General features: G+C 65.0%; 9 protein-coding genes. 5 read left to right on the top strand and 4 right to left on the bottom strand.

Going from position 1 to position 13798, the window contains the following annotated elements:
- Positions 1 to 69: 69 nt before the first annotated feature.
- Positions 70 to 1155: a hypothetical protein gene (locus HG800_RS12490; protein ID WP_169976963.1), complete on the top strand. Its 1086-nt coding sequence runs from the start codon at positions 70 to 72 to the stop codon at positions 1153 to 1155.
- On the opposite strand, the gene HG800_RS12495 is transcribed toward HG800_RS12490, so the two are convergent.
- On the bottom strand, positions 1156 to 2406 hold the full coding sequence (locus tag HG800_RS12495) for a multiheme c-type cytochrome (protein WP_169976964.1): 1251 nt from the start codon (positions 2404 to 2406) through the stop codon (positions 1156 to 1158).
- A 347-nt stretch (positions 2407 to 2753) separates the two neighbouring features.
- On the opposite strand from HG800_RS12495, the gene HG800_RS12500 reads away from it, so the two are divergent.
- From HG800_RS12500 to HG800_RS12515, 4 genes are read left to right on the top strand one after another with little or no spacing between them, the layout of a single operon-like run.
- Complete coding sequence (locus HG800_RS12500; RefSeq protein WP_169976965.1) at positions 2754 to 4535, top strand: proline--tRNA ligase; 1782 nt, start codon at positions 2754 to 2756, stop codon at positions 4533 to 4535.
- Positions 4532 to 4852, top strand: coding sequence for a hypothetical protein (locus tag HG800_RS12505; RefSeq protein ID WP_169976966.1), 321 nt, complete (start codon positions 4532 to 4534; stop codon positions 4850 to 4852). The genes HG800_RS12500 and HG800_RS12505 overlap by 4 nt, the downstream gene beginning before the upstream one ends.
- Entirely contained in the window at positions 4849 to 5985 is a 1137-nt protein-coding gene (locus HG800_RS12510; RefSeq protein ID WP_315852026.1) for a glycosyltransferase family 4 protein, read from the top strand. The genes HG800_RS12505 and HG800_RS12510 overlap by 4 nt, the downstream gene beginning before the upstream one ends.
- Positions 5982 to 8414 (top strand): O-antigen ligase family protein, encoded by a 2433-nt coding sequence (locus tag HG800_RS12515; protein ID WP_169976967.1) that lies wholly within the window; start codon positions 5982 to 5984, stop codon positions 8412 to 8414. Before HG800_RS12510 ends, HG800_RS12515 begins: the two co-directional genes overlap by 4 nt.
- A gap of 16 nt (positions 8415 to 8430) precedes the next feature.
- On the opposite strand, the gene HG800_RS12520 is transcribed toward HG800_RS12515, so the two are convergent.
- From HG800_RS12520 to HG800_RS12530, 3 genes are all read right to left on the bottom strand, one after another.
- Entirely contained in the window at positions 8431 to 8910 is a 480-nt protein-coding gene (locus tag HG800_RS12520; RefSeq protein WP_169976968.1) for a hypothetical protein, read from the bottom strand.
- Between the two features lie 86 nt (positions 8911 to 8996).
- Positions 8997 to 12731: an FG-GAP-like repeat-containing protein gene (locus HG800_RS12525; RefSeq protein WP_169976969.1), complete on the bottom strand. Its 3735-nt coding sequence runs from the start codon at positions 12729 to 12731 to the stop codon at positions 8997 to 8999.
- Between the two features lie 107 nt (positions 12732 to 12838).
- The gene (locus HG800_RS12530; RefSeq protein WP_169976970.1) at positions 12839 to 13777 is read right to left on the bottom strand and encodes a nitrilase-related carbon-nitrogen hydrolase; all 939 of its coding nucleotides are present in this window, start codon (positions 13775 to 13777) and stop codon (positions 12839 to 12841) included.
- Positions 13778 to 13798 lie beyond the last annotated feature (21 nt).

Below are 13798 nucleotides of genomic sequence, written 5' to 3' on the forward strand. Positions count from 1 at the left end.
CCCCCCTCCCGCATGAGGCGGACAATCAAGCAAGGACATCCCCGCCTCGCACCCAGGGAGCCATGATTGATGATTGGTCGCACGCAATGTTTGGCCGTGTTGCTCCTCCTCCCCTTGAGTGCCGCCGGTCTTGCCCAGGCGGACGACGGGCCGAACGCCGAGGCGATCCGGGAGCGCATCGAGCGCGGGCTCGTCCGGGTCGAGGCGGCTGCGCGGAACTACCCGAATCACCGCGACTGCTTCACCTGTCACCATCAAACGCTGCCTGCGATGGCGATGGTCGCCGCCGATCGGGCGGGGGTCGAGGTCGATCGGGACTTGCTCGCCGAGATCGTTGCCTTTTCGGCCGATTCGTTCGAGACGCGCATCGAACAGCTTGAAAAAGGAACAGGCATCGGCGGCTCGTCGATGACCGTCGGCTATGGTCTCTGGGCGTTTCTCGAGGGGGACCGGCCGCGCGACGAACTGTCGGACGCGATGGTCGGTTTTCTCCTGAAGAATCAAGAATCCTCGGGGCGATGGAAGAGCAACAGCGGGCGGCCTCCGCTCGAAGGCTCGCACATCATGTGCTCGACCCTGGCCGCCTACGGCATCCAGCAGTTTGCCCCCCGGCCCTATCGTGCCCTCGCGAACCGTGCTGAGCAGAAGGCGAAGGACTGGCTTCTCCAGGTCGAACCGGCCGACGCCGAGGACCGCGCGGCGAAGCTCTGGGGACTTTGGCTGCTCGACGCCGATCCCGAGGCGATCGACGACGCTCGATCCGCCCTCCTCGCCGCTCAGCGCGACGACGGAGGCTGGTCGCAACTCGACGACTCCGAGCGCCAAAGCGACGCCTATGCCACCGGCCAGGCCCTCGCCCTGCTCGCCCGAACCGGGTTCTCGACGTCCGACCCTGCCTACCGGCGCGGTCTTGCCTTCCTGATCGACACCCAGTGCGATGACGGCTCCTGGTTCGTCCAGACCCGCGCCCGACCGTTCCAGACGATGTTCGACAACGGAGACCCGCATGGCGAGTCCTCGTTCATCTCGGTTTCCGGGACCTGCTGGGCGGTGACGGCGCTCTCGGAAGCATTGGCTGCGGAGAAGGCTCCGCTTGCCGGAGCGATCGGCGAGGGCGAACCCGTCGAACACGCATCGGGATCGACCACGCCCTGATCACTCGGTTTCGTTCGGGTGATCCTCAGGCTTAGGAGCCAATTCGTCCCGCACGCGAATCCAGTGGTCCGAGAAAAAGATCCCCTGCCCCGAGTCGAGCCGGGGCATGTGGCACGACGTGCAATCCTGTGAGGGAGACACCGGACACGGAACCTGTTCGGGCTGTGTCGGCGTGTGGCATGAGAGACAGGCGGCGGTGTAATAGGCCGGGTCGGTGCTGGGGCGGCGGTGCGGATCGTGGCAGGTGGTGCAGCTCAGGGCGCCGTTGCTCTGGGTGTAGCAGGCCGATTGCATCAGGCCGACGGGCTGATAGCGGATCAACTCGAAGTTGTCGGGTCGAATGGTATTGGGCGGTGCGTCGGCCGGGTGCCGATGGCAGGCGCCACAGAGTCGCATTTGATCCTCGGTCGAATTCCGAGTCGGCCCAAAGGGCATCACCAGGGCATCGGGGTCGAGACCTCCTCGGGCGTCCTCGATGTGCGATCGTCCGGGGCCGTGACAGCGCTCGCAGGTCACGTTCGGAATCATCGTCTCCTCATCGAAGCGATCCGCGTCGGTGCCCGAGGTCAGAGTGACATGGCAGGAGAGGCAATCGAACGCCTCGTCTCCATGAACGATCCGGCCCAGCGCATCGGTCCCCGGCAGGGAGGTCGCCGCTTTCTGGCCGGGAGTGAGACGGAGCGAATCGTCGTGATAATAGGTGAGGCGATGCTCGCGGAGTGTCAGGTTCCCTCTGCTGCCGGCATCCTCGTCGGCTTCTTCGATCCGACTCACAAAAGTGGTCGCGTGGTAGCCCGATCCGAGCGCAAACTCGATGGGGACGCGATCGACCCGATTCCCGTGCCGACGCTCCACCGAAAATCGTTCATCCTCCAGCAGGAACTCCCAGGAAACGCCCGGTCGTTCCGGGTCCGCCACCACCCGACCATCTAGCCGATCGGCGAGCGAACGATCGGCCGCCCGGCGAAACGTCCGACTGTGGCCGTTCTGATCGTGATAGAAGGCGATCGACGGATGGCATTCGGCACAGGTACTGTCGCCGACAAAGTCCTCCCTCACGATCGCGGCCGGATGGGTCGCCGAAGCCCCTCGGGCCGGTTCATCCTCGGGAGCGGGTTTCCGATTGAGGCCCCAGAGCAAGCCGCCAAGGCCCATGACACAGACGAGAAGGACAATAACCGCTTCCCGAACCCGCGCGGCGGTATCGGGAGGCGGAGTTGAGGCTTCGGAGCCGGAATCGAGCGAGCCCATCGATGGCGAGTTCCCAGGGGCGCAGCCCCCGACAGGGGCGGATTGACGGATCTTGCAGAAGAAGAATGCGTCAATCGGCTCGGCCTCGGGCCATCGATATCTTCTTCAGGAGGGGGGCGTTCTGGTAAACTCAGCTCCATTGAGCCCGATCGTCCACGACGGGGCAGGCGGTCTTTCGCACCCTAGCACTTGATCGCTCGCCGCGATCCCGTTTCACGGGAAACACCGAGGATGCAGGTTGTGTCGGATCGTCTAGAGCGGCACCCGCGCCCCCGGCTCCTTCCTTAATCGCGCTCGCAACGCTTTCGCATTGCCTCGCTTTCGCATCCGCACCGGGAGAGGAAACCGTGCTCTGGTCGAACGCCCTGATCCCGACCCAGAAGGAGTCTCCGGCCGACGCCGTGGCGCCGAGCCACGTTTTGCTGCTGCGAGCCGGAATGATCCGTCAGCTCGGGGCAGGGACGTACTCGTACTTGCCGCTCGGGCTCCGCGTCCTCAAGAAGGCCGAGCAGATCGTCCGGCAAGAGATGGACGAGGCCGGAGCGCTCGAGCTGCTGATGCCTGCCCTGCACCCGCTCGAGCTCTGGGAGGAAACCGGCCGAGTGGCCACGATGGGTGAGGTCCTCATCAAATTTGACCTCGGCACCGACAAGAAAGTCTGCCTCGGGCCGACGCACGAGGAAGTCATCACCGACATCGCTCGGGCGTTCATCACCTCCTACCGCCAGCTCCCGGTCACGGCCTATCAGATTCAGACGAAGTTCCGGAACGAGCCGAGGCCCCGGTTCGGCATCGTCCGAACCCGCGAATTCCTGATGAAGGACGCCTACAGCTTCGGCGCGAATCTCGATCACCTCAACGCCAGCTACGACCGGATGTACGAGGCCTATTGCCGTATCTTCGATCGCTGCGGCTTCCCCTACGTCGCGGTCGAGGCCGAGAGCGGCCCGATCGGCGGCGACGCTTCGCACGAGTTCATGGTCCCGTCCCCTTCGGGAGAGGACCTGCTTATCCACTGCGGATCGTGTGGCTACGCCGCGAACGTTGAGAAGGCCGAGATCGGTGCGAAGGACGGACACCCCCCTGCCCCGAGTGATGCTCCGCCGGCCTCTCCTGTCGAAACCCCCGGTAAGCGCACCATCGAGGAGGTCGCCTCCTTCCTGAAGGTCAAGACCGAGGAAACGGCCAAGCTCCTCGTCTTCCTCGCCGACGGCAAACCCGTCGCCGCCCTCATCCGGGGCGATCACGAGGCGAACGAGGGGAAGGTCCGACGCGCCTTCAACGCCGTCTCACTCGAACCGGCCGATCCGCCAACCGTCGAGAAGGCGACCGGCGCCCCGATGGGATACCTCGGCCCGATCGACATCAAGATTCCGATGGCCGTCGATCCTTCGGTGGCAATCATGCCCCGCGTGGTCGTGGGCGGCAATGCGGAAGACGTGCACCTCACGAATGTCGTCCCCGGCCGAGACTTCCCGATCGACCGCGTCGTCGACCTTCGCAATGCCGAGGCCGGCGACCCCTGCCCCCGCTGCGGCGATGCGCTCCAGGTCGGCAACGGCATCGAGATTGGCCACGTCTTCAAGCTCGGCACCAAGTACTCCGACGCCATGGGGGCCCAGTTCCAGGATGCCGACGGCAAGACCGGCTCCTTGATCATGGGATGCTACGGGATTGGCGTGAACCGGATCGTCGCCGCTGCGGTTGAAGCCGGCCACGACGCCAACGGCATCATCTGGCCCCTGAGCCTCGCCCCTTATGAAGTTCTGATCGTTCCCTTGCAGGTCGATCCCGACGGCGAGGTGATGAAGCTGACCCAAGAAGTCGCCCAGGCCCTGAAGTTCGCCGGGGTCGATGTCCTGATCGACGACCGCGACCAGCGTCCCGGGCCGAAGTTCAAGGACGCTGACTTGATCGGCATTCCGCTCCGGGTCGTCATCGGCGAGCGGGGTCTGAAGGAAGGCAAGATCGAGCTGAAATGGCGGCACGAAAGCCAGGCCTCCACCGTCTCGGCCGAAAACGCTCCCCAGGAGGTCGTTAACCACATCATCAACGCCCGACAGGCCGAGCAGCAGCGCGTGGATGAGCGCGCCGAGAAGCGGGTGGCCCGCCGAGGGAACGCCGGATGACCCCCTCGAAGACCGGCCCCGCCTTGCCTCCTCGCCTCCGTCCAATGCTCCTGTTCATCCTCTTGACGATGATGACCTTCGGCGGACCGATGGCCATCGTCCTCGTCGGTCGAGGGGGGGATCGGCCCGGCTGGCCCCCCGACCGCCCAGTCGAGTGGTGGACCTTTGGGATCGTAACCATTGGCTTCATATTGCTGATGGCTTCCTGCATTCTCGATGCGAGCCAGACGCTTCGGCAGAGTCGCCGGAATGCGACCCGCTCAGATCCCGAATCGAACGCCGACTCGCCCCCTGACCGCCCGGAGGTCCAATCGTGACCGAGGCGCTGGCCGGTCTGGGGTTGTTTGGCATCGGCGGTATGCTTTGCTATCTGCTCTGCTGGGTCGTGCGATGGGCCGCGCCGAAGGTCGGCCTGATCGACTCGCCTGGCGGCCGTAAGGCCCACAAGGCCCCAACCCCGCTCGGTGGTGGTGTGGCCATCTGGGGCACGGTCGTGCTGGTGCTTGGCCTGGGAACCGCATGGGTCGCCTGGAACCTGCCGGTCCCCCGAGGCGTGGCCGACTACGCCTCAGGGTCGTTGCTTCGAGTCGGACAGCTCTGGATCATCGTCGGCCTGGCCACGGGAATGATGCTCGTCGGCCTGATGGACGACCGCTTCCGGATCGACTGGAAGCCGAGGCTCGCCCTTCAGGTGCTCGCGGCGGTTGGCCTGATTGCAGCTGGGGCGCAGATCACCCTGTTCGGACCGTTCGGATGGGCTCCCGTTCGATGGGCCGTCACCTTGCTCTGGATCGTCGGCCTGACCAACTCCTTCAACTTCCTTGACAACATGGACGGCCTCTCCGCCGGGGTCGGCCTGATTGTCGCCCTGCTCTTCGTCGGAGCCCAGATCGCCGTCGGCGCTCTGTTCGTGCCGGCGGTTCTACTCGTCCTGGCCGGAGCCCTAGCCGGGTTCCTCGTTCATAATTCTCCCCCGGCAAAATTGTTCATGGGAGACGCCGGGAGCAATTTCCTCGGCTTCCTGCTCGGGGCGTTGACCGTGGTCGGCACCTTCACGAGAGACAACCCCGACTCCGACTTCTCCCCCTTCGGCGCCCTGGCACCACTGCTCGTCATGGCTGTGCCGCTCTACGACACCATCTCGGTCATCATCATCCGCATTCGAGAGGGCCGCAGTCCCTTCCAGGCCGATCGGAGCCATTTCTCGCATCGCCTGGTCGAGCGCGGGTTGACCCCGCCCTGGGCCGTGCGGACGATTTATCTGGTCACGCTCGCCGGCGGGCTTGGAGCACTCTTGCTGCATCGGCTCGATGGCTGGGGGGCCTCGGTGGTCGCCTCGCAAACGCTCTGCGTCCTCGGGGTCGTGGCGATCCTGGAACTTTCGCGGCCGAAGCAATTGGGAGCGTCCACCGACTCCCCTGACTCGGCCCGCTCGACCCCAACGGGATGACTCCTCCTATGGCGGGGCGATCCGGTAAATCTCGGAAACGATCGAAGACACCTCCGGACACGCTGCGCCCCTCAGCGGCGGTTCCGGACGATGCCTCCCGATTCGGCGAACACCTCCGACGGCTCGCCCTTGGCCTAACCGCTGCCCTGATCGTCGCTCGGGCCTACTGGCCCTCCGAGGGGATGACTGAGATCGAGACCGGAGCCCAGTTGCCCTGGACCTTTGCTCTTCTTGCCGTGACGGCCCTGGCCGTGGTCGGAGCGATGATGGAACGCACGCTCCGCTTCCGGTTTGGCTGGGCCGATCTGGCCCTCCTCGCCCTGATCGCTGCCGTCGGTGTCAGTGCCTCAGGAGCACTCGATCGCCGAGTCGCCATCAACCTGGCCTGGCAGTGGGTCGGTGTGGGAGGGGTCTACCTGCTGTTCCGCAACCTGCCAAGGAACCGCAACGAATCCCAAGCCCTCGCCGGTGCCCTTGCGGCGACGGCCGCGGCAGTGTCTGCCTACGCCCTCTATCAGGTCGGGATCGAGCTACCTGCCTTCCGCGCCCAGTTCGAGCAAAACCCCGCTCGAATGCTGGCCATGCTCGGTGTCAATGCTGCCCCCGGCTCCCCCGAGTACGAGCAGTTCGTCAACCGCGTCCTCTATTCCCGAGAGCCCTACGCCACCTTCGCCCTGGCCAACTCACTGGCCGGTTACATCGTCGGTCCGTTGGTGCTGGGTATTGGGCTCTTGATCGTTGGCATTGGAACCCGAGTGGCCCAGGGCGAGAACACGTCCCGCCCGAGGCCGACCATCCTCTCGCTCCTCATGGCGGCCCTGCTGGTGCTGGCCGTCCTCGTCGTGCTGCTCCTGACCAAGAGTCGCAGTGCCTTCGCGGGCCTGGTCGTCGGTGTGGCGATTCTGGCTGTCTGGATGGCCCCGCGGCTTGGGCGTCGAGCCGTGATCGGCGGCACCTTGGGGCTGATCGTCGTTGGTGTCCTGGCTTCGGTCGGCCTTTGGCAACTGGGACTGCTCGACCGGGAAGTCATCACCCAATCCACCCTTTCTCTGCGCTACCGGGTCGAGTACTGGATCGGCACCTGGCGCGTCTTGACCGATGGCAACACCTGGCTCACCGGCCTCGGCCCGGGGAATTTCCGCCCCGAGTACCGTGTGCATAAACTTGTCGAGGCGAGCGAGGACATTGCCGACCCCCACAACCTTCTCCTCGAAGTCTGGTCAACCGCCGGACTCTTCGGCCTGGTCTTCCTGCTGCTTGGCCTGGCCCTGGTGCTCTGGAATCTGTTCGGACCCGCTCGATCAGGAACCCTGGCCAAGGCTCCGACTGATCGGCCTGTCGATTCCGAGCCGACCACGATCACTCCCAAAAGTGCCCGAGCACTGCTCCTCTGGGCGGGCCTAGGCGGCTGGATCGGTGTTATCCTCCTCGGTGATCTGGTGATCTTCGCCGACGACAACGAGGGCCTGATTCGCTGGCTCATCCTTGGCCTCGGCTGGGGCCTGGCGGTGGCCCTGGCCGGGCCACTCTGGGCTCGCGTCTCAATTCCCCCGGTCGCCCTCGGCGCGGCAATCGTGGCCACGGTCGTCAACCTCCTTGCCGCTGGAGGGATCGGTTATGCCCCGGTCGCCTCGATGCTCTGGGGCCTGTCGGCGATCGGGTTGAACCTGCGAGAGGATCGCCCCGTCGGTCGGCTTCGCGAGCTTCCCGGTCTGTTCTTCCCGTTCACGGCCGCGGCGGTATTGGCGGCGATCCTCGGCACCTTCTACGGCACTGTCTCCCCCTACTGGCGATCACAAACCCTCATGAACCGGGCCGACGCCCTGCTCGCCCAGCGTCCGACTGCCCCGCGTCAGGAGGATCTCGATCAGGTCGGTGATCTGCTCGACCGTGCCATCGCGGCCGATCTCTATGCCACCCGCCCCTATCTCGCCCTCGCCGAGTTGGAGCTGGTCGCCTGGCTGAGTCGGGGTGCTCCGCCCGAGGATGCCGTCTGGAACCGCATTGAGCGGCTGCTCGACTCCGCACGCACCCCGCCGCGCGACCCCCGATCGCTCGACGTCCGCATGGCCCGACTCAATTCCGCCAGCCGGATCTTGCAAGCGAGGCCCGATCTTCCTTCGACCGCTCGTGATCGTCTGCGGGCCATCATCGCCGACGCCTCGTATACGATCGCCACCGAACTCGCGCCGACCCGCCCAATCGATCGCGCCCGAGCTGCCGAGGCCCTTGCCGCTGTCGGTCAGTTCGACCGTGCGATTGAGCAAGCCGAGATCGCTCTCGACCTTGATGCCCGCGTGCCTCACCTCGACAAAAAACTGCCCAACGCGACCCGCGAACGTCTCATCGCCTCGATCACCACCTGGCGATCTGCCAAAGACGTCAACGATCCCGAACCCGCTGATGAGTCCGCTCGCTCGGCACCGTAGCCGCATCGGCGATCCGTTACTCGAGGTCGTCCAGTCCTCGGGGCCTGGTCGGTTTGCCGTTGCCATCCGGAGTCCGCGTCAGCGCTTCTCCGAGCGCACCGAGCCCGTACCAGACCCCCTTCACGGGCACGACAACCGGACTCATCGCAAAGAGGGCCAGCGCTGTCAGGGCGGCGTGCTGGTTACTCGCACCGTGGCGCTTGGCCCGCTGGGCTGCGGGCCGGATCAAGAAGAGACCGAGACCATAGAGCACTCCTAAACCGATCAAGACGGCCCGAGCCGCGAACGGCCACCCGTGAATTGGGTTCCACTGCCGCTTCTGCTCAGGGGAAGCCTTGGCGTCGACGCGAGGTGCCTGCTCGATGGCTTCCTCACGTTCCGCAACCGGGATGAGAGCCGCTTCTGGCTCGCTGCGCATCCCTCGCCAGACGACCACCCCCAGAACGATCAGGACCACGATCACCAGCAGTCCGCAGCAGCCACCGGCTTCGTCCATCGGTCTGCCTCCACTCGATCCGATCCGCATTGAGAGAGCCGCGGGGGACGGCCGGTCTCGGTCGCGCCCCCGCTTGACTCCACGGATCAATCCCCTCCTGCGATCCGGGTCTGGTAGGTGTCGAGATATTCCTGATAAACCGGATCTCTCGGACGCTCCACGCCCTCCGCAAAGGGATACGACGGCATCCCCTTCCAGGGCAAGGGTCCGACCGTATCGCTTCCACCCGTGAATGGGTCAGCATCCTTGCAGTAGCCGTACGAGCGAAGGACATAGCTCCGCGTCCACCCTTCCGGCAAAGGAGGGGCCGTCGCGTCGAACTCGACCCGGACCTCATCTCCTGGGCCGACCAGGCAGAGCAGGTCGTCATCCGCCGTCAGCAAGTCGACCACATTGCCGAACCGCGTCAGCAGACCGGCGAAGGGTGCGAGCGGCGCGGGGTCGACATAGTCGTAATCGTAGAGCAAGGGCAGCCGCCCATCGGGCGAGACCTCTCGGGTGTACCCCCTTGGGCCGAGCTTTGCCCGAGCCACCGGAAGCGACGAAACGCGCAGTTGCTCCTCTGCCTCGGGATCACGCAGGGCGATGAAGGCCTGATCCCAGTAGCATTCCATGTTGGTTCGAATTCGCAAGACGCAGCGATCGCCAAGCAGCTTGCCCGTCAGGTCGAGCGTCGTCATCCGGGGCAATCCGGCGGGATATCCGGGGTCAGGCTCGATCACCTCCCAGATCCCATCTTCCCGGAGCCGCTCCAGAACCGGCGGTTGCAGATCGACCCCGGCCGTTGAGGCTGCGTAGTTCGTCTGGGAGTACGGGTACTCGACCCAGCCGTTCATGCAAAGCACCAGACGATCTTCCGGCCCGAACCCGGAAAGCCGGTCGCCGAAGTCGAGCACCACGCCGTGATCCTCGGCATAGCCGATCCACCGGATATGTCGCTTGAACGTATCGACCGTCCGTCGGTCCTTGGCCGCGAGCAGCTCCCTCACGTCGTTCCCGTCCAGGTCCGAAGCCGACTCGGGGGCAATCGTCTCCCGCCAGGCGTACAGGTCGCCACTCGGCCGATTCCCGCCAGGAGCGAACCGTTCGTCAGGATGCGCCTCGACCCCCGGAGGCCGATCAACCACATCGAGCATCAGGTGATCGAGATACGCGACCTCGTCCATCGGCTCGGAGATCGAGATCCGATAAACGCCCCCCTGCTCCGCCAACTGCTCATCGGTGATGTGGACCATCTCGTCCCGGTCGGGTTGGCTGTAGACTCCGGGCGCGACCAGGTAGCCCATCCCTCCACCGCCGAGAATGTCGCCGATGCAAACGAACCGCTCCCCGTTCCACGTGAAAAGCACCGGGCAACTGCCGGTCTTTCGGTTCTTCTCAGCCAGGGTGATCGTCACGTCGGCCGCCTGATTCAGTTCGGTCTGCATCACGCCGTCGGGCCATCGCAGGCGGATCAAGGGAACCAGGTCCGCATCTCCCAACCCGAGAACGACCGGAGCAATCGACTGTCCCGTGCCCGACTCGGTCGTCGTGTGGTGGTAATGGACCGACAGATTCGCACCTTCCAGCGACAAGGCCGTTCCCAGACCATGCGGGTTCGTCCGCATCAGCTCCGGGTAAATGTTCCATCGCCCGGCGAGGTCGAGCCCCAGCCAGCGGTTCCCATTCCCCTGGTTGCCGGCGATGATCGGGGACAATCCATCCCGTACGAGGAACAAATCGGGCAGCGGAGCATCGTCGCTCAGGTTGACGTACACGCCACCCAGGAGTTCGGCCGACCCTTCCTCGCCGGCTGGCATCGAGAGCAAGGGTCGGGTCGTCAAGCGATCCCCTTCGTTCCGAGACCAGGTCGGCATGTCGCGCTCGATCGAGGTCGCGATCAGGTCTGGCAAGCCATCCAGGTCCAGGTCGGCCACGGTGGCCGCTCGCCAGCCTTCGCCGTTGATCGGGAACGGTTCGAATGAGAGTTCGAGCGTTTCCCCCCTGCCCTCCGTTGCGTTCCGCCAGGCAATGGTTTGACCATTCGCCCCGGTCGCAACCAGGTCCGGGCGGCCATCCTGATCAAGGTCAGTCACCAGAAGCCCGCTCAATTGCCGGGGCATCGTGTCCACGATGAGATCCACGGCATGGAACTGGCCAAGCCGATCGTTCAGAATGACCCGGAGTGGTTCTCCATCGGCGGCGAGGACCAAATCCAGATCCCGGTCCCCCTCAACATCCAGCGCCGCCACACTCACATGCGGCACCTCGGCATCCTGCAAGGCCACCGCATCGCTCCATTCCGAGAAGGCGATTTCCAGGCCGGCCACCGCGTTCGCCTTCGGCCCTTCCACGGCGAGCGGAGCAAACGAGAGCGGCGTCCCCGTCTCCTGCGGGACCGGCTGGCCGTCGTTCCGGTAGGCAACGGTGAAGGATCCGCTCACCTCTCCTTCGGTGAATGCCCTGTCGGCGTCCGAGGCATCGCAGTAATTCACGACGAACAGATCCAGGTCGCCGTCCATGTCGAGGTCAAGCCATCGGGCCGTCAGGCTTACGGCGTCGCCCCCATCGGTTCCGGTCGCATCGGTCAGGTCCTCGAACCGCCCTGCTCCGGTGTTCCGAAGCAAGTGGTTCGGACCGACGCCGGTCAGGTAGAGATCCGGGAAGAAGTCGGCGTCGAAGTCAGCCACCGCCACGCCGAGGCTGGCACGATCGGTCGGGATGCCGAAGGCGTCCGACACGTCCTCGAACTTCCCACCGCCGAGGTTTCTGAGCAAGGCATCTCGGACCCCGTCCGGCCCGGCCACCGCGGCCGTCACATAGAGGTCGATCTTGCCGTCCCGGTCCACGTCAAGCGCGGCGACCCCGGCTCCGAACCTTGCCCGAGCCCGACCAACCACCGCAAGCGAGTCGGTGAAATCGTCGGCCGAGGCCCAACGGTGGCCATCGGGCAAGACCACATCCGCAAGCTCAAAGGCCCCGAATTCCGGCGGGGTTTCCGAGTCGGGAGAGGGTCTCCGAGACGGCGGGCCGACGACATCAGCGTATTGCCCCATTTCGCCGTAGACCTTGGCCGCCGTGTCGCCGATGCCCGGAGGCGGCTCGCTCCGCTGAGGATCGAGCCGATTCTTCATCTCGGTCAGACGGTCATAATCGTCGCGTCGGCCAAGGCGGATGTAGGCCCGTGAGAGGTTGTAAAGCGCCGGCACAAGATACGGGTTGATCGCCAGCGCTCGCTCCAATGGTTCGACCAGCTTCTCGGGATCATACAGGGCGGCCCGCTCCTGGCCCGAGTCGTCCGGCATGGTGACCGCCGACCAGTAGAGGGCGTGCGCGTCGTTCGGATCTCCCTCCACGACAGCCGAGAACTCCTCGTGCGCCTCCTGCCAGCGGCCGACCTGTTCGAGGATGATCCCCTTGCAGTAGTGTGCATGAAGGTTGCCCGGATCTTCGGCGAGCACCGAGTCGAGCAACCCGATCGCCTCGTCGAACCGGCTCTGCCCCCCTTCCGTGGAGGAATCGCCACCGTTCTCCTCGGCAATCGCCTCACCGGTCTGGTTCAAGAGTGCGATGGCCAAATTGATCTTGCCCGGTTGCCAGTCTGGAGCGTCACGGCGGACCTCCCGGAACCGCTCTGCGGCGTCGGCGTACTCGTACCGTTCCATGTGCCCGAGCCCGGCGTAATGGGCGTCGAGCACCGCCTCGACCGAGGACGGCGGAATGCCCTCAATGACCACGTTAGCCTCGGGAGCTTGCCCCCGAAACCAGCCGCAGCCGGAAAGACCAAGTGTCGCCAGCAGCACGACCGCCAGGGTCGATCGATCGCGGATCGCATACCGCATCGCCACGAGACTCCGAGGTGAGAGGTCAGCGCAGAAGGACGGGCGGAGATCGCTCGGAAACCAAAAAAGTCGTCCCGTTCCCTGGACTACGACGCCTTCGTCTTGCGTCAGCTCCGACCGGGCGGGCGGTAGATCGGCCGGGAGTAGAGGTCAGTATACGCCTCGGTCCTCAGGTGGGACAGCAGCGCATGCCCCTGCCGTCGCTTCCGTTCCTCTCGCAAGACACCGAGGTCGATCGGCCCAACCACGATTTTCTCCCCCGACCCAGGATCGGCCTGCGAGAGAATTCGGCCGTCGAAGTCGACGATCATGCTCCCTCCCGGCCACGAGAACGGCGGATAGTTCTGGTACGAGGCTCCCTGGTTCGATGCCACCACGTACGCGAGATTTTCGACCGCCCTTGCCCGGTTGAACAACGTCCACCAGTCCATCGGCGGTGTCGCTCCCCAAGGGTCCATGTAGGCCGAGACGCGGATCAAGACCTCCGCCCCTCCCAGCGCAAGCGCCCGCAAGACCTCCGGAAAGAGCCAGTCGTAACAGATCGCTGCCCCTAGGCGCCCGATCTCCGTCTCGGCAACCGGGAACATCGGCTCATCGTAGCCAGGCAGGTCATGCGGGCTCGAATGGACCTCCCACGGCAGCCACGGGTTGACCTTCCGGTACTTCGACAGAATGCCGTCCGGACCAATCAGGCAGGTCGTGTTGAAGACTTTCCCCGGCCATTTCGGGTCTGATTCGAGGAACGTCCCCGTTTGGATGTAGATTCCGTGCTGCTTCGCCTTCGCCACGTAGCGGTCGGTTTGCTCGTTGGGAAGGGGCACCGCGAGGCGGTCGAGCAGCTCCCCCGCCGTCTCATAGATTGGCGCGGCATGAGCGAATTCGGGAAAAACGACCAGCCTGATGTTGAAGAACGGCCGGTATCCGATCACCGCCGCATCGACCATCCCCAGCAAGCGATCGACCCGATCGGGCAACTCGTCCCGGGTCCTCGGGCATGGGAGGTCAGTCTGACAGGCAGCGGCGTAGTAGCGCGAGGGTGCAGCCATTGAGGTCGGTCTTTGCGTTCG

It is taken from the genome of Tautonia rosea, assembly GCF_012958305.1.
Taxonomy (GTDB): domain Bacteria; phylum Planctomycetota; class Planctomycetia; order Isosphaerales; family Isosphaeraceae; genus Tautonia; species Tautonia rosea.